Raw genomic sequence first — 21,910 nt, 5'->3', positions numbered from 1 at the left:
GTTGTCAGTGCCCTCCTCTAACCTGCCGCCATGGTGACGTTCGACGAGTTCCGCGCGATGGCGCTGGCCCTGCCGGAGGCCGCCCAGGAGCCGACCTGGGACATCGAGACGCTGCGGGTCCGCAGCCGGATCTTCGCGATGGGCGCGCCCGACGGCGACCGGGTCACCGTCAAGGCCTCCCCCGAGGACCAGGCCGAACTGCTCGCCGCCGAACCCGAGGTGTTCTCCTCCGCCCCCTACGTCGGACGGCACGGCTGGGTGAGCGTCCGGCTGGACCTGGTGGACCCGGACGAGCTGCGCGACCTGGTCACCGAGGCCTGGCGGCGGACGGCCCCGAAGCGGCTGGTCCGGGAGTTCGACGCCTGAGCGCAGGCCCGGCGGGCCGCGGTCCGCACCACTGGGAGACGTCGGGAAGACACCCCCGGTTCATGTGATCCATCCCACAGTTTAGGCGCGCCCGGCACGCCGCCGGGGCCCCTAGGCTTGCGCAGGAAGCAAGCAGTTCCATCGCACCCTCCGGGCACCGCCCGCGAAACGGTGACAGGCCCCAAGGGAGTTGGTGCGGTGCGCAACCGTCGACGCTGGAAGCGGGTACTGATCGGGGCGTTCGCGGGTTGCGCCGTGCTCGCCGACGCCGGCGCCTCGGCCGCCGCGGCCGCCGTCTCCTCGGAGCAGCTGGCGATCTCCACGCCCCCGGCCGGCAGCGCCGCCTGGGTCCAGGACCACTCCTTCGGCCGCTCCCTGCCCGACCCGGCCACCACCTCCCCGGCGGCCGCCGCCGAGTTCTTCGCGTCGCTCGCGCCCACCGAACTGGACCGGCTGATCCAGGAGTACCCGCTGGTCGTCGGCAACTACGACGGCGCCCCGCTGGACCTGCGCTACCGCGCCAACCGGATCGCCCTGGCCGCCGAGCGCGACAAGGCCCGGGCCCGCGCCGAGGACCGCAAGCTCGACTCCGACACCCGCGCGCTCGCCGTCTCCCGCGCCAACGACGTCGACCACCTGCTCGCCCCCGGCCGTCAGGTCCTGGCCTTCGACCCGCGTGGCCGCGGCCTGGTCAGCGAGGTGTGGGGCGACCTCGCCGACGCCGAGCGGATCTCCGTCCTCGTCCCCGGCTCGGACGCCGACCTCGGCCACTTCGACCAGACCGCCGAGCCGCTGCGCTCCCCGGCCGGCATGGCCCGCGCCCTCTACGCCGAGGAGCGGCGCCAGGCCCCCGGCACCCGCACCGCCGTGATCTCCTGGACCGGCTACGTCACCCCCTCCGGCCTCGGCCCGGACGCGGCCACCTCCCGGCTCGCCGACGTCGCCGCGCCCCGCCTGGAGCGGCTGCTCGCCGGCCTCAAGGAGACCACCCGGCCGGACGTGCCCCCGTCGCTGCTCTGCCACTCGTACGGCTCGGTCGTCTGCGGCACCGCCGCCCCGAAGATCCCGCGCGCGGCCGCCTCGCCGTCCGACACCTCCGGCATCACCGACATGATGGTGTTCGGCAGCCCCGGCATGGGCGTGCAGAGCGCCGCCGAACTCGGCGCCGGCGTGCACGTCTGGGCCGCCCGCAACCCCAGCGACTGGATCGGCAACGTCCCGTTCCTGGAGGTCGGCAAGCTCGGCCACGGCGCCGACCCGACCGGCGGCGGCTTCGGCGCCGAGCAGATCTCCTCGGCCCGCGCGGTCGGCCACAACGGCTACTTCACCGACGGCACCGACAGCCTGCACAACTTCGCGGCGATCTCGCTCGGGCACTACCACGACGTGGTCCGGACCGAGCCCACCTCCTGACGGGGGGACGGCGTCCGGGGCCGGCGCCGCGACCTTCCGGTCCCGCGCACCGCGCGAGGACCCGGACCGCGCGAGGACCCGGACCGCGCGGGGTCCCGGCACCGCCGCCCCGCACGGACGTCCGGTCCCGGTGCCGCTACGACGGCTGGTCCTGATACAGCCGCAGGGCGTCCGCCGCCGCCCGGGCCAGCTCGCGCCGGGCGACCGGCGGGCCCAGCACCTCGGCGTCCGGGCCGAAGGCCAGCAGCGACCGGACCGCCGCCGGGGCCGGGAAGGCCATCGCCACCTCCACCCACTCCTCGGCCGGCCCGGTGCCCGCCTCCGGCGGCGGCGCGGTGACCCGCCCGCCGTGGATCCGCAGGAACCTGTCCAGCCGCCCGCGCCGGACCCGCACCCGCACCGGCACTTCCTTCGGCATCCGTTCCACCTGCTCGCGCAGCACCGCCCACACGTCGCCGAGCCCCGTGCCCGCCCGGCGCCGCACCACCTCCTCGGTGCTCTCGGCGGCCAGTACCCGGTCCGCCCGGAACAGCCGCGGCTCGCCGTGCAGATCGGCCACCAGGTACCAGACCGCCGCCTTGCTCACCAGCCCGTACGGGTCGACGGTGTACTCCACCGGCGCGGGCGTGCCGCTGTGCCGGTAGCGCAGCCGCAGCCGCCGGTCGGCGAAGACCGCGTACTGCAGCTCGCCCAGGTCCGGGCCGGGCGCGGGCGCGGAGGCGGAGGCGGCCACGCCGCCGGGCATCCAGCGGACCGGGTCGACCAGGATCCGCTCGCTGATCCGCTCGGCCGCCGGGCGGTGCGGGGCCGGCAGCGCCGCCATCACCTTGCGCAGCGCCGAACCGAGCGCGCCGTCCAGCCCGAGGTCGCTGTGCGCGCCCTGGGCGGAGAGCACGAACAGCGCCCTGGCCTCGTCCGCGGTCAGCCCGGTGACGTCGGTGCGGTAACCGGGCAGCAGGCCGATGCCGCCGTGCCGCCCCCGCTCGGTGAACACCGGCACCCCGGCGGCGGAGAGCGACTCGACGTCGCGGTAGATGGTGCGGACGGACACCTCCAGCCGCTCGGCGAGTTCGGTGGCGGACACCTGGCCGCGGGTCTGGAGCAGCAGGAGGACGGAGAGCAGGCGGTCGGCCTTCATGGGCAAAGAGCCTTCATACGCAAAGAATCCCAGTAATCCTGACGGCACTTGTCAGGTTTTACTGGGAGATTGCGTTTCGAGCCCGAAAGCCCGCCCGACCACGGGGAGTTGACCGCACGTGAACGCCGTCCAGGATGCCCGCCCGCAGTACCTGCTCGCCCTCGACCAGCTGGAGAAGCTGTTCGCCACGATCACCCCGGCCGACCTCGACCGGCCCACCCCGTGCACCGAGTTCACGCTGCGCCGGCTGCTGAACCACGTGGTCGGCGGCATGCACCGGCTCGCCTACATGGGCGAGGGAGGCCGCTTCGACGACATCGTGCCCGCCATCGAGGACCCGTCGGACGAGGGCTGGCCGGCCGCGCTGGGCCGGGCCCGCGCCCGGGCGACCGCCGCCTGGGCGGACGACGCCAAGCTCGGCCGCCCGACCCTCGCCCCCTGGGGCGAGGTGCCCGGCGGCGCCGTGGTCGGCGGCTACCTCATGGAGGCGGTCACCCACACCTGGGACATCGCCACCAGCCTCGACAACGGCTTCGCCCTGGACGACACCCTGGCGCAGACCGCACTGGGCATCGCCCGGTTCGTCCTGCCGCCCGAGGCCCGGGGCGAGGACGTCCCGTTCGGCGAGGTCCAGCCGGTCGCCGAGGACGCCGACGTGCACACCCTGCTGGCCGCCTGGCTCGGACGCCGGGCCTGACCGGCGCGGCACGGGCCCGGCCCGGGGAGTCGGTGACTCCCCGGGCCGCCCGGCCGCCGCGGGTCCGGGCCGATCCGGCCGGCTCCGGTCCGCTCCGGGCTACGACCGCTCCCGGTGATTGCTCCCGGCCGCCCGCTCCCGGCCGACTACTCCTGAGCGACTACTCCCGGCCGACCGAGGTGTTGCTCATGTCCGCGTAGCGGTCCCCCGCCACCCGGCCGGACACCGGCTCCAGCAGGGCCAGGTCCGCCTCGGTGAGCCGCAGCGTCGCCGCCGCCGTGTTCTCGGCGAGGCGGCTGCGCTTGCGGGTGCCCGGGATCGGCACGACGGTCAGCCCGTGCACCTCCGCCCGCTGGTGCACCCAGGCCAGCGCGACCTGGGCGAGGGTCCCGCCGTGGGCCTGCGCGATCTCCCGCAAGGGGGCGAGCAGTTCGCCGTTGGCGGCCGCGTTGTCGCCGGTGTAGCGCGGGTGGGTGCGCCGGAAGTCGTTGTCCGAGAGCTTGCCGGCGTCCTGGAAGGCGCCGGTCAGGAAGCCCCGCCCGAGCGGCGAGTACGGCACGAAGGCGACGCCCAGCTCCGCCGCGGCCGGCACCGCCGAGCGCTCGACGTCGCGGGCGAACACCGACCACTCGGACTGCACCGCGGCGATCGGGTGGACGGCGTGCGCCTCGCGCAGTTCGGCCCCGGTCACCTCGGACAGGCCGAGGTGGCGCACCTTGCCGGCCTCGACCAGCCCGGCCATGGCGCCGACCGACTCGGCCAGCGGCACGTCCGGGTTGCGGCGGTGCATGTAGTAGAGGTCGATCTCGTCCACGCCGAGGCGGCGCAGCGAGGCGTCGACGGCGGCCCGGATGTAGGCCGGGTCGTTGCGGACGGCGCGGCGGGTCGGGTCCTGCTCCGAGCGCTCGATGGCGAACTTGGTGGCGATCACCACCTTGTCCCGGTTGGCCCGGACGAACGGGCCGACGAACTCCTCGTTGCGGCCGAAGCCGTACATGTCTGCGGTGTCGAACAGGGTGACACCGGCCTCCAGCGCGGCGCCCAGGGTGGCGAGTGCCTCGTCGGAGTCGGTGGGGCCGTAGAACTCGCTCATGCCCATGCAGCCGAGGCCCTGGACGCCCACCAGCGGTCCGCCGGTGCCGAGTTCGGTGGTGGGAAGGACGGGGTGAGTCATGCGCTCTGCTCTTCCTCTACGCGGTTGTACTGGCATTGGACCGGGGCGCCGGTGGTGCCGGCGGCCTTCCCGGCATAGAGATCGATCTTGTAGTCGAGGACGGCGAGGGTGGCCTGGAGGTCGACGATCCGCTGCCGGACCTCCTCGCGCTGGGCCTCCAGCAGCAGGCGGCGTCCCTCGTAGGTCCGCTCGCCCTGCCGGGCCATGTCCACGTACTTGAGCATGTCCGCCACGGACATGCCGGTCAGCCGCAGCCGGCCCAGGAAGGCCAGTCGGTGCAGGTCGGCGTCGCAGTAGCGGCGCTGGCCGCCGGCCGCGCGGTCGACCGGGTCCAGCAGGCCGATCCGCTCGTACCAGCGCAGGGTGTGGGCGGTCAGTCCGCTGGCCGCGGCGACCTCGCTGATGGTGTGGCGCGGGGTCCGGTCCGGATCGCCGACCGGCCGGCCGAACACCTCGGAGCAGCTGCGCAGGTCGATCTCGACCCGGGCGGGTGTGACGCGTGCTGGTGTGGCCATCGAACGTTTCCCCCTGTCCTGTGCGACGGGAAAGACGCTACCGAGTTGGAGTGCACTCCAAGCAAGCCCGCCCGGCCCGGCAGCCGGGTGCCCCCACCACCCGCCTGACCGCAGGGTGCCCCGCCGCCCCCGCGCGGCCCCGGCTACAGTCGGGATCCATGGAGAGCTTGCGCGTGATCGAGAACTGGCCGGTGCCCCATGCCGCGGTCGCGGTGGTCCGGGGGGCGGACGGCGCGCTGCTGGGGGCGCACGGGCCGCAGCAGCACCTGTTCCCGCTGGCCTCGGTGACCAAGCTGCTCACCTCCTACGCGGCGCTCGTCGCGGTCGAGGAGGGCGTGTTCGAGCTGGACGACCCGGCCGGGCCGCCCGGTGCCACCGTCCGTCACCTGCTCGCACACACCTCCGGCCTGGGCTTCGACGAGGACCGGGTGTTCGCCGAACCCGGCAACCGCCGGCTCTACTCCAACGCGGGCTTCGACGCACTGGCGCGGACGCTGTCCGCGGCCACCGGGATCGAGTTCTCCCGCTACGTCGCCGAGGCGGTGTTCGAGCCGCTGGGCATGGCCGACACCCTGATCAACACCGCGCACAAGTCCCCGGCCGGCGCCGGCGGCCTGTCCACCGCCGCCGACCTCGCCCGGTTCGCCGCCGAGCTGCAGTCGCCGAAGCTGCTGGACCCGTCCACGGTCCTGCGGGCCACCCGCGAGGTCGCCTTCCCCGGCACCAGCGGGGTGCTGCCCGGCTACGGCCACCGCCGCCCGAACGACTGGGGCCTCGGCTTCGAGATCCGCGACGGCAAGAGCCCGCACTGGACCGGCACCGCGAACTCCCCCGCGACCTTCGGCCACTTCGGCCAGTCCGGCACCTTCCTGTGGGTCGACCCGCAGGCGGGCGCGGCCTGTGTCGCGCTCACCGACCGGGACTTCGGCCCGTGGGCGGTCGAGGCCTGGCCGGCCTTCTCCGACGCGGTCCTCGCCGAACTGCGGAGCTGACCGGACGGCCGGACGGCCTGCGGGACGCTCCCGGAGGGGCGGCCTCGTGACCGGCCGAGGGGACGGCCGCCCCGGACAGGAACCACCGGACAGGCACCAGCCGATGCCCTAGCCGTACGAGACCGGCGAGTGCATCTCCCACAGCAGGAGTTCCGCGCCGGTCTCGCCCGCCGCCGGGTCGGCGAAGCCCTCACCGGTGATCCGCACGCTGTCGCCCGGGACCATCGACCGGCCGCCGCCCTTGGGCCCCGGGATCGTCCGGTAGCCCAGCGAGCCGGCCGTCAGGTGCGCGTACCGCCAAGGGGCCGCGGGCAGTTCGGGCAGCGGCTGCCACGGGCCCGCGGTCGCCAGCCAGAGCGCGGCGTCGCTGCGGCGCAGTCGCAGGGCGTCCGTGCCGGCGTCCCGCTCCAGGCCGGAGGCGAGCAGGGTCAACCCGCCGTCCGCCGGTTCCACCCTGCGCAGCCCGTACGCCGGGGTCGCGTCGAACGTGTCCGGCTGGAGCCACATCTGGACGAAGCGGACCGGGCCGACGGCGCCGCCGACGTTGCGCTCGGTGTGGGTGACGCCGGAGCCGGCGCTGAGGTGCTGGACCATCCCGGGGCGGACCACCCCGCCGTGGCCGTGGGAGTCCCGGTGGGCGAGCGCGCCCTCGAGCACCCAGGTGAGGATCTCGGTGTCCCGGTGCTTGTGCTCGTCGAATCCGGCGCCGGGGGCGAGGAGTTCCTCGTTGCAGGCCAGCAGCGCGCCGAAGTGGGTGTTCTTCGGGTCGTAGTGGCCGGAGAAGGAGAACGCGTGGCGGGTCTCGATGCCCTCGCCCGGGCTGGAGCGGTAGCGCTCGGCGGTGCGGCGCAGGTCGGCGCGGGGGCGGTCAGCGGCGTCGGTCACGCGCCCACCGTACCCCCGGGGGGCGGCCCGTCCCCGGGATCGGGAGCGCACCGCGCCCCGGGGGTGTGACCCTTGCCACCGCGCCGCTCCGCCGGGGGGTGTGCACGAGCAGTCACTCGCGTGAGGCAGTCTTGTCCTTGTGCCAGCCGCTTCCGCGAACTCCAAGAGCGAACCCAGTCCCGTGCCCGACCCGGCCGGGAAGAGCCCGGCGCCCCGGCCCGGCCGCGACCGGCCCGGCCGCGCGGCGCCCCGTCTGACGGCGCAGGAGCGCAGAAACGCCGCCGAGCGCGCCGAGCGCCGGGCGGCGACGCTCAAGCGACTGGAGAAGTCCTCGGGCAAGCTGGCCACCGCCGCGATCTCGCGGATGGACGACCAGCTCGGCTGGTACCGGCGGATGCCGCCGGAGCACCGCTCCTGGATCGGCCTGGTCGCCCAGGCCGGCATCGCCGCCTTCACCGAGTGGTACCGCCACCCGGACGCCGCCCAGGCGATCTCCACCGACGTCTTCGGCACCGCGCCGCGCGAGCTGACCAGGGCGATCACCCTGCGCCAGACCGTCGAGCTGATCCGCACCACGATCGAGGTGATGGAGGAGGCCATCGAGGAGGTGGCCGCCCCCGGCGACGAGTCGGACATGCGCGAGTCGGTGCTGGTCTACGCCCGGGAGATCGCCTTCGCGACCGCCCAGGTGTACGCCCAGGCGGCCGAGGCGCGCGGCGCCTGGGACGCCCGGCTGGAGGCACTGGTGGTCAACTCCCTGCTGTCCGGCGACGCCGACGAGGGTGTGCTCTCCCGTGCCGCGGCGCTCGGCTGGGGTCAGCCCAGCCAGGTCCGGGTGGTGATGGGCAGCGCGCCGGACGGCGACAGCGAGCTGGTGGTGGAGGCGATCCGCCGGGCCGCCCGGTACGCCAAGCTGAACGTGCTGACCGGGGTGCTGGGCAAGCGCCTGGTGGTGGTGGTCGGCGGCGACAAGGAGCCGGTGCACGCCGCCCGGGCGCTGATCGGCCAGTTCGCGCCGGGCCCGGTGGTGGTCGGCCCGACCGTGCCCGACCTGCTCTCCGCGACCCGCTCGGCGCACGCCGCCACGGCCGGGCTGCGGGCCTGCGCCGCCTGGCCGGACGCTCCCCGCCCGGTGCTCGCGGACGACCTGCTGCCCGAGCGGGCGCTGGCCGGCGACCAGGCCGCGCGCCGCCAGTTGGTGGAGGAGATCTACACACCGCTGGACGAGGCCGGCTCGGCGCTGCTGGAGACGCTGAGTGTCTACCTGGAGCAGGCCTCCTCGCTGGAGGGTGCGGCCCGGATGCTCTTCGTCCACCCCAACACGGTGCGCTACCGGCTACGACGTGTGACCGACGTCACGGGGTACGCCCCCTCCGACGTACGTTCGGCGTTCACTCTGCGGATCGCACTGGCCCTCGGCCGGCTCACCGCGGCCGGGGACCCCACCCGAGCCGGGGTGTAGGGACCATACAATCCCGGATGGTTTTCTTCGTTACCGTCGCCTACCCGCCCCTGGGCGCCTGGCGAGAGAGGGTTGAACCGTGCTCGTAATCGTCGCCCCTGGACAGGGTGCCCAGTCCCCCGGTTTCCTCAGCCCCTGGCTGGAGCTCGACGGTGTCGCCGACCGCCTGCGTGGCTGGTCGGAGGTCGCCGGGCTCGACCTGGTGCACGCCGGCACCGAGGCGTCCGCCGAGGAGATCAAGGACACCGCCGTCGCCCAGCCGCTGCTGGTCGCCGCCGGCCTGGTGACCGCCCGGGAGCTGTTCCCGGACGAGGACGCCGCCCGCAAGCTGGTCGGCGCCGTCGCCGGCCACAGCGTCGGTGAGATCACCGCCGCCGCCGGCGCCGGGGTGCTCAGCGCCCACGACGCGCTGGCCTTCGTCCGCGAGCGCGGCCGGGCCATGGCCGCGGCCGCCGCCGTCACCGAGACCGGCATGATCGCCGTGCTCGGCGGCGACCCGGAGGTCGTCGCGGCGAAGCTGGCCGAACACGGCCTGACCGCGGCCAACAACAACGGCGGCGGCCAGATCGTCGCCGCCGGCACGCTGGCCCAGCTGGAGGCGCTGAAGGCGGACCCGCCGGCCGCCGCCAAGCTGATCGCCCTGAAGGTCGCCGGTGCGTTCCACACCGAGCACATGGCCCCGGGTGTCGAGCGGCTCGCCGAGCTCGCCCCGACCCTGGCCGCGGCGGACCCGCAGGTCCGCTACGTCTCCAACAAGGACGGCGGGGTGGTCGACTCCGGCGCCGAGGTGCTCGCCCGTCTGGTGTCGCAGGTCTCCAACCCGGTCCGCTGGGACCTCTGCATGGAGACCCTGGGCCGGCTGGGCGCGACGGCCGTGATCGAGCTGTCCCCCGCGGGCACGCTCACCGGACTGCTCAAGCGCAACCTCAAGGGTGTGGCCACGCTCGCCCTCAAGACCCCCGCCGACCTGGACAAGGCTCGCGCGCTCGTCGCGGAGCACGGCGGTCAGGAGCAGGAGATCACCGCATGACCAAGCCCCAGATCCGCCCGGCGAGCGGTGCGCAGTTCTCGCGCATCCTCGGCGTCGGCGGCTACCGCCCGGTCCGGGTGATCCCCAATTCCGAGGTCCTGGAGTGGATCGACTCCTCGGACGAGTGGATCCGCACCCGCAGCGGGATCGCCGAGCGCCGCTGGGCCGGCCCGGAGGAGTCCGTGGCCGAGATGTCGATCCAGGCCGCCGGGAAGGCGATCGCCCAGGCCGGGATCTCCCCGGACCGGATCGGCGGCGTGATCGTCGCGACCGTCTCGCACTTCAAGCAGACCCCGGCGATCGCCACCGAGATCGCCGAGCGGCTCGGCTGCGGCACCGCGCCGGCCTTCGACATCTCGGCCGCCTGCGCCGGCTTCGGCTACGGCCTGGGCCTGGCCGACGGCATGATCCGCGGCGGGAACGCCGAGTACGTGCTGGTGATCGGCGTCGAGCGGCTCAGTGACCTGACCGACCGGTCGGACCGCTCGACCGCGTTCATCTTCGGCGACGGCGCCGGCGCCGCGATCGTCGGCCCGTCCGACACTCCCGGCATCGGGAAGCTGATCTGGGGATCGGACGGCTCGCAGGCCGACCTGATCACCCAGACCGAGGCCTGGGACACCGCCTTCGCCAAGCCCGACGCGGTCAACGGCGCGGGCGAGGACACCAAGTGGCCGTACCTGCGGATGGACGGCCAGCCGGTCTTCCGCTGGGCGGTCTGGGAGATGGCCAAGGTCGCCCAGCAGGCGCTGGACGCCGCCGGGGTGACCGCCGACCAGCTCGGCGCGTTCATCCCGCACCAGGCCAACATGCGGATCACCGACGCCATGATCAAGGCGCTGAAGCTGCCGGAGTCGGTGCCGGTTGCCCGTGACATCGCGGAGACCGGCAACACCTCCGCGGCCTCCATTCCGCTCGCGATGGAGCGCATGCTGGAGACCGGCGAGGCCCACAGCGGCGACCTGGCGCTGATCATCGGGTTCGGGGCGGGTCTCGTGTACGCCGCCGCAGTCGTTACGCTCCCCTAGGCGCGTTTCGCCCACAGATTCACAAGCCTGTGTCCGGCCGCCGGCCGGACATGTTCAACACTGAAGAGGAGCAGCCAGTATGGCTACCAAGGACGAGGTCCTGGAAGGTCTCGCCGAGATCGTCAACGAGATCGCCGGTATCCCGACCGAGGATGTCGCGCTCGACAAGTCCTTCACCGATGACCTGGACGTCGACTCGCTGTCCATGGTCGAGGTCGTCGTGGCCGCCGAGGAGCGCTTCGAGGTCAAGATCCCGGACGACGAGGTCAAGAACCTGAAGACCGTCGGCGACGCCGTGGACTACATCCTCGCCAACGCCTGATCGATCGACTCGCTCGATTCGGCCAGTCCGTCCGGCGTCCCGTACGCCATCGACGGCTGACCCGTCGGCCCGGCTCACCGAGCCTGGCCGATCCTCCGGCCGGGACGCCCCACCGGGGCGCCCGGCCGGGCCCATCCTCGGCTCCCGCCGACCCCCCGCACACGTGAGAGAAGAAGAAACCAGTGACCGCTGAAAACCGCACCGTGGTCGTCACGGGTATCGGCGCCTTCACGCCGCTGGGCGCCGACGCCGCCGGCACCTGGGAGAACCTGGTCGCCGGTAAGTCCGGTGTGGCGGCCCTGACCGAGGAGTGGGCCGAGGAGCTGCCGGTTCGGATCGGTGCGCGCACCGCCGTCGAGCCCGGCGAGATCCTGCCCCGCCCGCTGGCCCGCAAGCTGGACCGCTCGGCCCAGTTCGCCGTGATCGCCGCCCGCGAGGCCTGGGCCGACGCCGGCTACCAGACCCCCGCCACCGACGAGTCCTCCAAGCTCGCCCCCGAGCGCCTCGGCACCGTCATCGCCTCCGGCATCGGCGGCGTGACCACCCTCCTCGACCAGTACGACGTGCTGCGGGAGAAGGGTGCCCGCAAGGTCTCCCCGCACACCGTCCCGATGCTGATGCCCAACTCCCCGGCGGCCAACGTCGGCCTGGAGGTCGGTGCCCGCGCGGGTGTGCACACCCCCGTCTCCGCCTGTGCCTCCGGCGCCGAGGCGATCGGCTACGCGATCGAGATGATCCGCACCGGCCGCGCCGACGTCGTGGTGGCCGGCGGCACCGAGGCGGCGATCCACCCGCTGCCGATCGCCGCGTTCGCCAGCATGATGGCGATGTCCAAGAACAACGACGACCCCGAGCACGCCTCCCGTCCGTACGACAAGGCCCGTGACGGCTTCGTGCTGGGCGAGGGCGCCGGCGTGGTCGTCCTGGAGTCGGTCGAGCACGCCGAGGCCCGCGGTGCCCGGATCTACTGCGAGGCCGTGGGCCAGGGCCTGTCCTCGGACGCCCACCACATCGCCCAGCCCGAGCCGACCGGCGCCGGTGTGGCCCGCGCGCTGGCCGACCTGTTCGAGCGCAACGAGCTGGACAAGGCCGAGATCGTGCACGTCAACGCGCACGCCACCTCGACCCCGCAGGGCGACACCGCCGAGCTGAAGGCGCTCCGCAAGGAGCTCGGCGACGACCTCGACCACATCGCCATCTCGGCCACCAAGTCGATGACCGGCCACCTGCTGGGCGGCGCCGGCGGCGTCGAGACGGTCGCCACCGTGCTGGCCCTGTACAACCGTCTGGCCCCGCCGACCATCAACGTCGACGACCTGGACGACGACGTGGACGCGGACATCGTGCGCGGCGAGCCCCGCAAGCTGCCCGAGGGCCGGATCGCGGCGCTGAACAACTCGTTCGGCTTCGGCGGCCACAACGTGGTGCTGGCCTTCCGCACCCGCTGACGCCCTCCGTCCCCGGACGGTACGAGGAAGGGGCCGGCGCTCTCCGCGAGCGCCGGCCCCTTCGTCGTGTCCTCCGGTCTCAGACCACCTGGTGCAGCCAGCGCACCGGCGCGCCCTCGCCCGCGTACCGGAACGGCTCCAGCTCGTCGTCCCAGGGCTTGCCGAGCAGCCGGGCGATCTCGGCCTCCAGGTCGGCCCCCTCGCTGCGGGCGCGCAGCAGGACGGCGCGCAGCCGGTCCTCGGGGATCAGGATGTCGCCGTGGATGCCCGTGACGGCGTGGAAGATGCCGAGCGTGGGCGTGCTGCTGTACCGCTCGCCCTCCGCCGTGGCGCAGGGCTCGCTGGTCACCTCGTACCGCATCAGCTGCCAGCCGCGCAGCGCGGAGGCGAGCTTCGAGGCCGTACCGGGCTCCCCCTGCCAGGAGAGCTCGGCACGCCAGTGTCCGGGTGCGGCCGGCTGGCGGATCCAGTCCAGGCCCACCCGCACACCGAGCACCCCCGCGACGGCCCACTCGACGTGCGGGCACAGCGCGCGGGGCGCGGAGTGGATGTAGAGAACTCCACGTGTCGTCACCGGGACCTCCAGGCTGTGGACGAGGGTCGCCTTCCCCAGCTGCCTCGTGCCTGCAGTTGATCCACAGTTACCCACGCTTGCCGACATTAAGCCACTAAATTGAGCAAAACGGACATGCTTTCGCTCAATGCTAGTCGAATCCTCAACGAGGTCTACCCCTCGGCTGGATCTCTCCCCCGAACGGCCCCATCGCCAGGCGGAACCACCGTACCGCGCCGTACCGCACGATGGCTGACGCACTTTCGGATCCGGCCGGAATGCGGTAGTGCGGCCCGGCGCCCTGCGCCCGACTGCGAACCGTTCACGGCGGACCGCCCCCCCCGCCCCGGGCGGGGGGGGGGGGCGGCCGGCGGCACATAAGTGTCGTCAGCCCGCCCGGCGGCCGACCAAAGATCACGGGTTGGCGCCGCCCCCCAGGTCGAGGAAGGCCTCGGCGGTGTTCTCGAAGCCGTCCACCACGGTCTCCTCGTGGCGCAGCTCGCCGGAGGCCAGCCAGCCGGCCACGTCGGCCACGAACTGCGGCCGCATCGCGGCGTGGTCGCCGACCAGCATGCCCTCCAGGCGCAGCCGCTTGCCGATGGCGAGCGCGAGGTTGCGCGGGCCGGCGGGCGCGGTGGTCTCGTTGTACTGGGCGATCGCGCCGCAGAGCACCGCGCGGCCGTGCACCCCGAGCGCGCCGATCGCGGCTTCCAGGTGGTCGCCGCCGACGTTGTCGAAGTAGAGGTCGATGCCGTCCGGGGCGGCCGCGGCGAGCTGCTCGCGGACCGGGGCGTCCTTGTAGTTGAAGGCGGCGTCGAAGCCGTACTCGTCGACCAGCTTGGCGACCTTCTCCGCCGAGCCGGCCGAGCCGACCACCAGGGAGGCGCCCTTGAGCCTGGCGATCTGACCGACCATCGAGCCGACCGCGCCGGCCGCGCCGGAGACGAAGACCTTGTCGCCCTCCTTGAGGCCGCCGACGGCGAGCAGACCGGCGTAGGCGGTCAGGCCGGTCATGCCGAGCACGCCGAGGTAGGCGGGGAGCGGGGCGGCGGCCGGGTCGACCTTGACCGCGTGCTTGGCGTCGAGGGTCGCGTACTCGCGCCAGCCGAGGCCGTGCAGCACCGCGTCGCCCGGGGCGAAGCCCTCGGCGCCGGAGGCGACCACGTAGCCGACCGCGCCGCCGTCCATGGGTGCGCCGATCCGGAACGGCGGGACGTACGAGGGCACGTCGTTCATCCGGCCGCGCATGTACGGGTCCACCGAGAGGTAGGCGTTGCGGACCAGGATCTCGCCGGGGCCGGGGGTCCGGACCGGGGCCTCGACCAGGGCGAAGTCGGTCGGCACCGGCCAGCCCTGCGGGCGGGCGGCGAGGTGCCATTCACGGGCGGTCGCGGGGGCGGCCTGCTCTGCCATGGGTGCTGCTCCTTGCGGTTCAGGTGCATGAAAGGTTGAGAAACTTAAGTAACGATGGGCATGAAAGGTTCATCTTGTCAACTTTTCAGGTAGACTCTCGACCATGGACACCCAGCCGGCCCCGGACGCCACGCCGCAGCCCGACGAGATCACCCGCGAGGTCGTCGACCTGATGGCCAACCTGGTCGCGCTCTTCCACCGCGAGTACGAGGAGGCCGCCGCCGCCCGCTCGCTCACCGGCGCCCAGGCCAAGGTGCTCGCACTGCTGCGGCGCGGGCCGATGCCGATGCGTCAGATCGCCCAGACGCTCAGCTGCGAGCCGTCCAACATCACCGGCATCGTCGACCGGCTGGAGTCCCGCGGCTTCGTCACCCGCGAGGCCGACCGGCAGGACCGCCGGGTGAAGCTGGTCGCCGCCACCGACACCGGCTCGGCCGCCTCCGCCGAACTGCGCGAATCGCTGAACTTCGCCCGCGAGCCGCTGGCCGCGCTCGGCCCGGACGAGCGGACGGTCCTGCGCGACCTGCTCCGGCGGATGCTCACCGGCGCCGCCGGCCCCGGCGCGTGACCAGCATCACAGGCCGGACGGGCAATCCGTTCGCCCATCGGGGGTAACCGAACCGCCTCCCGGAACGTCTAACGTTCGAATCATCGAACGCTGGATACCTGAAGACGGGGGGCACGGAGGATGAGCAGCAGCACGCGCCGGCGCCGCTACCTGCGCACCGCCATCGGCCTGGCCGCCGTTCTGGTGCTGTCGGTGGCGGGGGCGGGGGCCTGGTTCTACCACCGGCTGGACAGCAACATCACCACCTTCGACGCGGGCGGCGTCGCCACCGAGCGTCCGCCGGCGCCCGTCCCGGTCAGCCCGGGGGCCTCCGTGCCGGTCAACGTGCTGCTGCTCGGCTCGGACACCCGCGACGACGGCAACAACGCGCTGGGCGGCGGCGACGAGGGCGTCGGCCACTCGGACACCGCGATCGTGCTGCACATCTACGCCGACCACAAGCACGCCGTCGGCGTCTCCATCCCCCGCGACACCCTGGTCACCGTCCCCTCCTGCCGACGGCCGAACGGGACCTGGACGACGCCCAGGAACGACCAGATGTTCAACTCCGCCTTCACCGTGGGCGAGGACCCCAAGGGCAACCCGGCCTGCACGCAGAACACCGTGGAGAAGCTCACCGGGCTGCGGATCGACCACACCGTCGTGGTCGACTTCAAGGGCGCGGCCGCGATGGCCGACGCCGTCGGCGGCGTGGACGCCTGCGTGCCCAACGACGTCGACCAGTACGGCATCCACCTGAAGAAGGGCCTGCAGAAGCTCTCCGGGCAGTCCGCGGTGGACTACCTGCGGGCACGCCACGGCATCGGGGACAGCTCCGACATAGGCCGGATGAAGCGCCAGCAGGCCTTCCTCTCCTCCATGATCAAGAAGGTCCAGGGCCAGGGCTTCTCGCTGCCCACCCTGCTGCCCCTGGCGGACGCGGCCACCAAGTCGCTCACCGTCGACGAGGGGCTGGGCACCGCGATGAAGCTGGTCGACTTCGCCCGCTCGGTGCAGGACATCAAGCTCTCCGACGTCACGTTCGTCACCGCGCCCTGGCGCTTCGCCGGCGAGCGGGTGCGGCTGGTCCAGCCGGACGCCGACACCCTGTGGAAGCTGCTGCGCGAGGACCGCACCCTGGACGGGCAGAGCACCGCCGGGACGGGCCAGGTGACCTCCTCCCCCGCCACGACCCCGGGCGCCGACGCGCCGCTCACCCCCGACCAGGCCGCCGTCCCGATCACCGTGGTCAACGGCGTCGGCACTCCCGGCCTCGCGGGCTCCGGCGGGGAGGCGCTCAAGGGCCGGGGCTTCCTGAACGTCACGCTCGGCGCCAACGAGCCGGGTCACCAGGCCACCCGGGTCGCGTACGACCCCGCGCTGAAGGCCGGCGCCGACCAGGTGGTGGCGCTCTTCCCCGGGGCCAAGGCGATCGAGGAGCCCGGCTCGGGGGCGGTCACCGTCACCCTCGGCGCCGACTACCGCCCCTCGGGCACCCGGATCGACTCGGCGACCTCCCCGAGCCCGGTGCCCGGCAGCACGCCCGGTACCGCGCCGACCGGCGCCGCGTCGACCGGTACCGCGCCGACCGGTACCGCGCCGACCGGTACCGCGCCCGGTGGCATCCCCACCGGCATAGCGGAGAACACCCGCAACGCCGACACCGACCCGTGCGCCAACCTGACCTTCGGGTGACCGGCCGGGGACCGGCTAGACCGGATCCGGCAACCCGGTGACCACGGCCGTCAGACGGGTGCCCGGCGGGAAGGCGCCCGCCCCGGCCAGGTCGGCGAGCGCGGCCAGCAGCTTGGCGACGTAACGCCGCTCCAGCGCGATGCCGTGGCGGCGCTCGAACCGCTCGGCGAAGGCCGCCAGCTCCGCCGGGACCTTGCCGTAGCCGCCCCCGTGGTGCGCGTGGTCGATCGACCAGTTGTCGAACTCGCGTCCGTAGGCGGCCCGGTGGAGCCGGGCGACCTCCTCCTCCAGGTAGCCCCCGCCGCCGCGCAGCACCGCCACGCCGAGCGCCCTCGCCCCCGGCGGCAGCCCCGCCGCGACACCGGCCAGGGTGCCGCCGGTACCGACCGGGCAGCAGACCACGTCGCGGTCGCCCAGGTCGGGCAGTTCGGCCGGGATCGCGGCCGCGCCGACGGCGGCCAGGGCGTTGGAACCGCCCTCCGGGAGCACCAGGCAGGGCCCCCAACGGCGTTGCAGCCCGTCCGGACCCGGCTCCCCCTCGGCCCGGCCGGTGGCCTCCCGGTACGCGGCCCGGGTCAGGAACTCCAGCCGCATCCCGGCCGCCTCGGCGGCCCGCAGCGACCAGTTGCGCGGCCGGTCCGCCAACTCCTCGCCGCGGACCAGCCCGACGCTCTCCAGCCCGAGCGCCCCGGCGGCGGCCGCGACGGCCCGCAGGTGGGTCGAGTACGCGCCGCCGAAGGTCAGCAGCCGGGTGTGGCCCCGCTCGACGGCGTGGGCCAGGTTGGGCGCGAGCTTGCGCCACTTGTTGCCGGGCACGCTCGGGTGCAACAGGTCGTCCCGCTTGAGCCGCAGCTCCACCCCGGCCCGGGCGAACACCTCGTCGGTGCAGTCCACCAGCGGGGTCGGCAGCAGGGCGGGTTCGAGCACCCGGTCAGCTTACGGGCTCCGAACGGCGGGGCCCGGCCGCCGGATCGGCGACCGGGCCCGCGGGAGCGGCCGGTCAGCCCCCTGCCGAACCGTCCGAGCGACTGGCGCTGACGGCCCGGCGCAGGGCCCGCGGCACGGGCCCCGCGGCGGGGGCGAGCTTGTCGATCCGGGCCCGGAACTCGCGCCGCCGGCTCCAGGGCAGGGCCGAACCCAGCTGGGCCGCGTCGACCAGGGCGACCAGGGCGGCGTCCGCCGGGTCGACCCGGCTGAACGGCCCCTTCAGCGCCGAACCGATCGACGCCACGAGCGATGTGCGCAACCGGGAATCCGTCAGGGTGACCCGGGAGTACGGGAACAGCCCGAGCGCCCGGCGCTGCTCGATCCTGACCCGGCCGGCCGCCGCCAGGCCGTCCCGGACCACACGCGCGGCGCGGGCCGTCGAGCCCCGGTTGCGGCCGACCCAGCTCTGCCAGCTGCGCCGCCGCTCCTGCCGGATCTGCTCCAGCAGCGCGGCGGTGAGCGGGTCGAGGCCCTCGGCCGGACCGGCGCCCTCGACGGCGGCCGGGTACCGGCCGTCCTCGCGGACCAGTCCGCGTCGCAGGAGTTCGGCGAGCGCGGCCGCCCGCACCACCAGGTCGAGCCGGTCGGTCGCGGTGAGCCGCTCGCGCTCGGGGTCGTAGGCGAGCAGGTACAGCTTCTCGGGGAGGGTCGCGGGCTGGTCCATGTCGGTCTCCGAAAGGTCTTCGCGCGCCCGGCCGCCGGTCAGCTCTCCGCGGAACCGCCAGGTTCCGAACCGTCCTCGGCCGGGCTCTCCTTGGGCGGGCGTCCGCGCCGGGGAAGCCGGTTCGCACCGCTGGGCATCCGGCCCGCGTCCGTGAGGGCGCGGCGGAGCAGGAACTCGATCTGCGCGTTGGTGCTGCGCAGGTCGTCAGCAGCCCACCTGGCGAGCGCGTCGTGAACTGAAGGGTCCAGTCGCAACAGGATCTTCTTCCGTTCCGTCGCCACTGCCGCGCCTTACTGGTAGAGGGAGCCCGTGTTCACGACGGGCTGGGTGCCGCGGTCGCCGCAGAGCACCACCAGGAGGTTGCTCACCATGGCGGCCTTGCGCTCCTCGTCCAAGTCCACCACGTCACGCTCGGCGAGCCGGTCCAGCGCCTCCTCGACCATACCGACGGCGCCCTCGACGATCAGCCTGCGCGCCGCCACCACGGCGCCGGCCTGCTGACGCTGCAACATCACCTGGGCGACCTCCGGCGCGTACGCGAGCCTGGTGATCCGGGACTCCACGACCCGCACGCCGGCCGAGGCGACCCGCTCGGCGATCTCGGCGGAGAGCTTGCGGGCGATCTCCTCCGCGCCGTCGCGCAGCGACAGCTGGCCCTCGTGGTGGGCGTCGTACGGATAGCTGGTGGCGATGTGCCGCACGGCCGTCTCGGTCTGGATGGCGACGAAGTCGGTGTAGTCGTCGACCTCGAACAGGGCCATCGCGGTGTCCTCGACCTGCCAGACCACCACGGCGGCGATCTCGATCGGGTTGCCGTCCGCGTCGTTGACCTTGGTGGTCTCGGTCTCGTGGTTGCGGATCCGCAGGGAGATGTACCGGCGACTGGTGAACGGGTTCATCCAGGTCAGGCCCTCGGCGCGGACCGTGCCCCGGTAGCGCCCGAGCAGCTGGACCACCCTGGCCTGGCCCGGCGAGACCACCATCAGCCCGCGCAGCAGTACCAGCGAGGTCACCACCAGCACCGGCCCGGCGGCCATCAGTGCGCCGCCCGAACCCTGGCTCTTGGCGGCCAGTTGGACCGCTCCGGCGATGAACGACCCGACCCCCGCGACCAGGCCGGCCAGTGCGCCGAAGAGCACCGGCAACCCGGCGGCCCCGGTGATGACCCGCTCGGTGGTCCTCGGGGCCGGCAGGTCCGGGGCAGCGCCGTCCTCGACGGCGAAAGGCGGTGTGTCCATGAGAGCGACTCCTCCAGCGAGCGTCCGCATCCGATGGCAAAGTGATATCACTTTTTGCGCGCAGGGCGCCAGGGGTCGGGAGCGGGGACGCCCGGGGGCGCGGGAACGGGGAGCCGCCAGGGGCGGGGGGCGGAAAACCGTCAGGGGAACGGGGAGCCGTCGGGGAAGCCGGGGACGCCGGGGAGGCCGGGGTCGATGCCCACGGGCGGGTGAATTCCGGCGCGCCACACGGGGAAAGGCGGTGGCCGCGGCCTAGACTCTGCGTCGTCGCGGGCGGCGGAGATCCGGCTCCGGGCCTGCCCGCGGACGGTCGTTTCGACACTCGTCACGCGTCGAGAAGTGGGGCGGGTGGGACTCGAACCCACGACCAAGGGATTATGAGTCCCCTGCTCTAACCGGCTGAGCTACCGCCCCGGTTCGCCGCGCGCGCCGGTCGTCGGCCACGGCAGCAGCAGACGGCCCCAGCGAGGCCGTCCCGGGCAGCATAGCCGGTCGATCACCCGTGGTGCGCGCCGGGGGCGCAGCCGGGTGCGGGACGCCGTGCGCCTCTCCGGGCGGCGCAGCCCGGGTGGCGCCGCGACTCCCGTCCAGGGCAGCCTGGGCGGATGACGACACGTAGGGCGGGGACGGGGGCGGCGGCGGGGGTGCTGACGGTGGCGCTGGCCGCGGCGGGCTGCACGACCTCGGCGGGGCCCGGCGGGGGCGTTCCCACGGTCACCTCGGCGCCGGCCACGACCGCCGCGGGGGACAGCCACGGCTGGACCAAGCAGCGGCTCAAGGGCGCGATCGGCCGGCGGACCGGCGTCACCCGCACCGCCAAGCCCACCGTGCTCAACGGTCTGGTCGGCGCGGTGTTCACCCGCAACGCCGACGGCGACCACTTCTGCACCGCCAGCGTGGTCGACAGCGCCGGTCTCAACCTCGTCGTCACCGCCGCGCACTGCGTCTGGGACCCGAAGCTGGGCCAGCGCAGCGACCTGGTGTTCGTCCCCGGCTACCGGCAGGGCGACACCCCCAGCGGCGTCTGGCCGCTGCTGTCGGTCACCGTCGACGACGGCTGGAAGGACCACGCCGACCCGGACATGGACGTCGCCTTCGCGGTCGTCCAGGCCCAGAACGGCCGGCAGGTCCAGCAGGTGCTCGGCGCCAACCGGCTGGGCGTCAACCGCGGCTACCGGCTCCCGGTGAAGGTCACCGGCTACCCGGGCAGCAGCGACGTCCCGATCACCTGCTCCAACACCACCTCCGAGCAGAGCCCCACCCAGCTGCGGATCGACTGCCCCGACTACACCGGCGGCACCAGCGGCAGCCCCTGGGTCACCGACTTCGACCCGGCCACCAGGACCGGCACCGTGGTCGGCGTGATCGGCGGCTACCAGGAGGGCGGCGACAGCCCGGACACCTCGTACAGCAGCTACTTCGGCGACCGCGTGCAGGCGCTCTACGACCGCGCCACCGGCTGACCGGCACCGGCCCCCGTCGCCCGGCGGTGGCGCCGCCCGGCACGGCCTGGTAGATCTTCCTCACGAACGGCGGAACGCGCGGACCCGGCACCCCGCCCCGAGGAACGAGACGGAGCCCCGATGGCCCCCCGCACGGCACGGCCCGCGCACCCGGCACGCACGGCCGTCCTGGCCGTCCTGCTGCTCGCCGCCGGCACCTCGTGCGGCGGCCAGGACGGGACGCCGACCGCCGAGGTCGCGCAGCAGACCGCCGCCCGGGACCGGATCGGCACGCTCTCCATCCACACCGCGCAGGGCCCCCGGGCCTGCACCGCGAGCGTCGTACAGAGCCCCCGGCACAACCTGCTGGTGACCGCGGCGCACTGCGTGCAGAGCCGCCGGATCGGCCTGCTGGACGGCCTGGTGTTCACCCCGGGCTACCGCAACGGCTCGACCCCGTACGGGACTTGGCCGGTGCAGTCGGTCACCGTCGACCCTCGCTGGGCGGCCGACGACGACCCGGAGTACGACGTGGCGTTCGTCACGGTCGGCACGGTCGACGGCCGGCAGATCGAGGACGCGGTCGGCGGCAACCCGATCGACACCGGGCAGGGCTTCGGACTGCCCGTCTCGGTGACCGGCTACCCGAACCTGAGCAACGAACCGATCACCTGCTCGGTCCGGACCCGCTCGCAGAGCGCCACCCAGGAGCGCTTCGACTGCGGCGGCTACACCGACGGCACCAGCGGCAGCCCGTGGGTGACCGAGAAGGGCGGCGTGGTCGGCGTGATCGGCGGCTACCAGGAGGGCGGAGAGACCCCGGGCACCTCGTACAGCGTCACCTTCGACCAGCGGGTGACCGACCTGTACCGGAAGGCGACCACCTGATTCCGGGGCCGTC

The 21,910-nt window shown here is 73.9% G+C and carries 23 protein-coding genes and 1 tRNA gene; 13 read left to right on the top strand and 11 right to left on the bottom strand.

The window, feature by feature from the left end:
• Positions 1–30 precede the first annotated feature (30 nt).
• Complete coding sequence (locus tag ACFV0O_RS27610) at positions 31–366, top strand: MmcQ/YjbR family DNA-binding protein (RefSeq protein WP_360249321.1); 336 nt, start codon at positions 31–33, stop codon at positions 364–366.
• Positions 367–564: 198 nt separating this feature from the next.
• Complete coding sequence (locus ACFV0O_RS27605) at positions 565–1,779, top strand: alpha/beta hydrolase (RefSeq protein WP_380346283.1); 1,215 nt, start codon at positions 565–567, stop codon at positions 1,777–1,779.
• Between the two features lie 136 nt (positions 1,780–1,915).
• Here ACFV0O_RS27605 and ACFV0O_RS27600 read toward each other — a convergent pair whose 3' ends face one another.
• A complete protein-coding gene (locus tag ACFV0O_RS27600; protein ID WP_380346281.1) occupies positions 1,916–2,917 on the bottom strand; it encodes a helix-turn-helix transcriptional regulator in 1,002 nt (333 codons plus the stop codon).
• 118 nt (positions 2,918–3,035) lie between these two features.
• Here ACFV0O_RS27600 and ACFV0O_RS27595 point away from each other — a divergent pair, with 118 nt between their 5' ends.
• Positions 3,036–3,614: a TIGR03086 family metal-binding protein gene (locus ACFV0O_RS27595; protein WP_360249312.1), complete on the top strand. Its 579-nt coding sequence runs from the start codon at positions 3,036–3,038 to the stop codon at positions 3,612–3,614.
• Between the two features lie 160 nt (positions 3,615–3,774).
• On the opposite strand, the gene ACFV0O_RS27590 is transcribed toward ACFV0O_RS27595, so the two are convergent.
• Positions 3,775–4,788: an aldo/keto reductase gene (locus ACFV0O_RS27590; RefSeq protein WP_380346278.1), complete on the bottom strand. Its 1,014-nt coding sequence runs from the start codon at positions 4,786–4,788 to the stop codon at positions 3,775–3,777.
• Positions 4,785–5,303 carry a MerR family transcriptional regulator gene (locus ACFV0O_RS27585; protein WP_380346276.1) on the bottom strand — a complete coding sequence of 173 codons (519 nt, stop codon included), beginning with the start codon at positions 5,301–5,303 and terminating at the stop codon, positions 4,785–4,787. The genes ACFV0O_RS27590 and ACFV0O_RS27585 overlap by 4 nt, the downstream gene beginning before the upstream one ends.
• Before the next feature lie 158 nt (positions 5,304–5,461).
• Between ACFV0O_RS27585 and ACFV0O_RS27580 the strand changes: the two genes are divergently transcribed.
• A complete protein-coding gene (locus ACFV0O_RS27580; RefSeq protein ID WP_380346274.1) occupies positions 5,462–6,295 on the top strand; it encodes a serine hydrolase domain-containing protein in 834 nt (277 codons plus the stop codon).
• Between the two features lie 108 nt (positions 6,296–6,403).
• Here ACFV0O_RS27580 and ACFV0O_RS27575 read toward each other — a convergent pair whose 3' ends face one another.
• Positions 6,404–7,180 (bottom strand): pirin family protein, encoded by a 777-nt coding sequence (locus ACFV0O_RS27575; RefSeq protein WP_380346273.1) that lies wholly within the window; start codon positions 7,178–7,180, stop codon positions 6,404–6,406.
• 253 nt (positions 7,181–7,433) lie between these two features.
• Between ACFV0O_RS27575 and ACFV0O_RS27570 the strand changes: the two genes are divergently transcribed.
• The 5 genes from ACFV0O_RS27570 (at position 7,434) to fabF (ending at position 12,470) form a co-directional block, all read left to right on the top strand.
• Positions 7,434–8,642, top strand: a complete 1,209-nt coding sequence (locus tag ACFV0O_RS27570) for a helix-turn-helix domain-containing protein (protein ID WP_360249721.1) — start codon at positions 7,434–7,436, stop codon at positions 8,640–8,642.
• A gap of 79 nt (positions 8,643–8,721) precedes the next feature.
• Positions 8,722–9,672, top strand: a complete 951-nt coding sequence (locus ACFV0O_RS27565) for an ACP S-malonyltransferase (RefSeq protein ID WP_380346271.1) — start codon at positions 8,722–8,724, stop codon at positions 9,670–9,672.
• Entirely contained in the window at positions 9,669–10,700 is a 1,032-nt protein-coding gene (locus ACFV0O_RS27560; protein ID WP_360249294.1) for a beta-ketoacyl-ACP synthase III, read from the top strand. The genes ACFV0O_RS27565 and ACFV0O_RS27560 overlap by 4 nt, the downstream gene beginning before the upstream one ends.
• Before the next feature lie 79 nt (positions 10,701–10,779).
• Positions 10,780–11,022, top strand: a complete 243-nt coding sequence (locus ACFV0O_RS27555; RefSeq protein ID WP_360249291.1) for an acyl carrier protein — start codon at positions 10,780–10,782, stop codon at positions 11,020–11,022.
• A 182-nt stretch (positions 11,023–11,204) separates the two neighbouring features.
• Positions 11,205–12,470 (top strand): beta-ketoacyl-ACP synthase II, encoded by a 1,266-nt coding sequence (gene fabF, locus ACFV0O_RS27550; RefSeq protein WP_360249288.1) that lies wholly within the window; start codon positions 11,205–11,207, stop codon positions 12,468–12,470.
• Positions 12,471–12,549: 79 nt separating this feature from the next.
• On the opposite strand, the gene ACFV0O_RS27545 is transcribed toward fabF, so the two are convergent.
• Together ACFV0O_RS27545 and ACFV0O_RS27540 are read right to left on the bottom strand one after the other, a co-directional pair.
• Positions 12,550–13,044: a DUF3145 domain-containing protein gene (locus ACFV0O_RS27545; protein WP_360249286.1), complete on the bottom strand. Its 495-nt coding sequence runs from the start codon at positions 13,042–13,044 to the stop codon at positions 12,550–12,552.
• 393 nt (positions 13,045–13,437) lie between these two features.
• The gene (locus ACFV0O_RS27540) at positions 13,438–14,436 is read right to left on the bottom strand and encodes an NADP-dependent oxidoreductase (RefSeq protein WP_380346268.1); all 999 of its coding nucleotides are present in this window, start codon (positions 14,434–14,436) and stop codon (positions 13,438–13,440) included.
• Between the two features lie 103 nt (positions 14,437–14,539).
• On the opposite strand from ACFV0O_RS27540, the gene ACFV0O_RS27535 reads away from it, so the two are divergent.
• Positions 14,540–15,004: a MarR family transcriptional regulator gene (locus ACFV0O_RS27535; protein WP_360249282.1), complete on the top strand. Its 465-nt coding sequence runs from the start codon at positions 14,540–14,542 to the stop codon at positions 15,002–15,004.
• 120 nt (positions 15,005–15,124) lie between these two features.
• Positions 15,125–16,678, top strand: coding sequence for an LCP family protein (locus ACFV0O_RS27530; RefSeq protein ID WP_380346266.1), 1,554 nt, complete (start codon positions 15,125–15,127; stop codon positions 16,676–16,678).
• Positions 16,679–16,693: 15 nt separating this feature from the next.
• Here the strand turns inward: ACFV0O_RS27530 and ACFV0O_RS27525 are convergent, their stop codons facing one another.
• The 5 genes from ACFV0O_RS27525 to ACFV0O_RS27505 all read right to left on the bottom strand — a co-directional run bounded on the left by ACFV0O_RS27525 (position 16,694) and on the right by ACFV0O_RS27505 (position 19,981).
• Complete coding sequence (locus ACFV0O_RS27525; RefSeq protein WP_380346264.1) at positions 16,694–17,605, bottom strand: 1-aminocyclopropane-1-carboxylate deaminase/D-cysteine desulfhydrase; 912 nt, start codon at positions 17,603–17,605, stop codon at positions 16,694–16,696.
• 73 nt (positions 17,606–17,678) lie between these two features.
• A complete protein-coding gene (locus tag ACFV0O_RS27520) occupies positions 17,679–18,329 on the bottom strand; it encodes a GPP34 family phosphoprotein (RefSeq protein ID WP_380346262.1) in 651 nt (216 codons plus the stop codon).
• Between the two features lie 38 nt (positions 18,330–18,367).
• Positions 18,368–18,610 carry a hypothetical protein gene (locus ACFV0O_RS27515; protein WP_360249270.1) on the bottom strand — a complete coding sequence of 81 codons (243 nt, stop codon included), beginning with the start codon at positions 18,608–18,610 and terminating at the stop codon, positions 18,368–18,370.
• A gap of 9 nt (positions 18,611–18,619) precedes the next feature.
• Entirely contained in the window at positions 18,620–19,567 is a 948-nt protein-coding gene (locus tag ACFV0O_RS27510; protein ID WP_380346259.1) for an SPFH domain-containing protein, read from the bottom strand.
• A 340-nt stretch (positions 19,568–19,907) separates the two neighbouring features.
• Positions 19,908–19,981, bottom strand: a tRNA-Ile gene (locus ACFV0O_RS27505).
• Between the two features lie 191 nt (positions 19,982–20,172).
• On the opposite strand from ACFV0O_RS27505, the gene ACFV0O_RS27500 reads away from it, so the two are divergent.
• The gene (locus ACFV0O_RS27500; RefSeq protein WP_380346258.1) at positions 20,173–21,030 is read left to right on the top strand and encodes a hypothetical protein; all 858 of its coding nucleotides are present in this window, start codon (positions 20,173–20,175) and stop codon (positions 21,028–21,030) included.
• Positions 21,031–21,150: 120 nt separating this feature from the next.
• The gene (locus tag ACFV0O_RS27495; RefSeq protein ID WP_380346256.1) at positions 21,151–21,897 is read left to right on the top strand and encodes a trypsin-like serine peptidase; all 747 of its coding nucleotides are present in this window, start codon (positions 21,151–21,153) and stop codon (positions 21,895–21,897) included.
• The last annotated feature ends 13 nt before the right edge of the window (positions 21,898–21,910 follow it).

The organism is Kitasatospora sp. NPDC059577, assembly GCF_042735475.1.
Taxonomy (GTDB): domain Bacteria; phylum Actinomycetota; class Actinomycetes; order Streptomycetales; family Streptomycetaceae; genus Kitasatospora.
This window is presented reverse-complemented; position numbering and strand designations above follow the sequence as displayed.

Bases quoted from the DNA above. Each gene is read 5' to 3' on its own strand.
- ACFV0O_RS27520 (WP_380346262.1), bottom strand. From the start codon at position 18,329: ATGGACCAGCCCGCGACCCTCCCCGAGAAGCTGTACCTGCTCGCCTAC.
- ACFV0O_RS27590 (WP_380346278.1), bottom strand. From the start codon at position 4,788: ATGACTCACCCCGTCCTTCCCACCACCGAACTCGGCACCGGCGGACCG.
- ACFV0O_RS27580 (WP_380346274.1), top strand. From the start codon at position 5,462: ATGGAGAGCTTGCGCGTGATCGAGAACTGGCCGGTGCCCCATGCCGCG.
- ACFV0O_RS27500 (WP_380346258.1), top strand. From the start codon at position 20,173: ATGACGACACGTAGGGCGGGGACGGGGGCGGCGGCGGGGGTGCTGACG.
- ACFV0O_RS27510 (WP_380346259.1), bottom strand. From the start codon at position 19,567: ATGGACACACCGCCTTTCGCCGTCGAGGACGGCGCTGCCCCGGACCTG.
- ACFV0O_RS27555 (WP_360249291.1), top strand. From the start codon at position 10,780: ATGGCTACCAAGGACGAGGTCCTGGAAGGTCTCGCCGAGATCGTCAAC.
- ACFV0O_RS27600 (WP_380346281.1), bottom strand. From the start codon at position 2,917: ATGAAGGCCGACCGCCTGCTCTCCGTCCTCCTGCTGCTCCAGACCCGC.
- ACFV0O_RS27540 (WP_380346268.1), bottom strand. From the start codon at position 14,436: ATGGCAGAGCAGGCCGCCCCCGCGACCGCCCGTGAATGGCACCTCGCC.
- ACFV0O_RS27585 (WP_380346276.1), bottom strand. From the start codon at position 5,303: ATGGCCACACCAGCACGCGTCACACCCGCCCGGGTCGAGATCGACCTG.
- ACFV0O_RS27530 (WP_380346266.1), top strand. From the start codon at position 15,125: ATGAGCAGCAGCACGCGCCGGCGCCGCTACCTGCGCACCGCCATCGGC.
- ACFV0O_RS27535 (WP_360249282.1), top strand. From the start codon at position 14,540: ATGGACACCCAGCCGGCCCCGGACGCCACGCCGCAGCCCGACGAGATC.
- ACFV0O_RS27610 (WP_360249321.1), top strand. From the start codon at position 31: ATGGTGACGTTCGACGAGTTCCGCGCGATGGCGCTGGCCCTGCCGGAG.
- ACFV0O_RS27495 (WP_380346256.1), top strand. From the start codon at position 21,151: ATGGCCCCCCGCACGGCACGGCCCGCGCACCCGGCACGCACGGCCGTC.
- ACFV0O_RS27560 (WP_360249294.1), top strand. From the start codon at position 9,669: ATGACCAAGCCCCAGATCCGCCCGGCGAGCGGTGCGCAGTTCTCGCGC.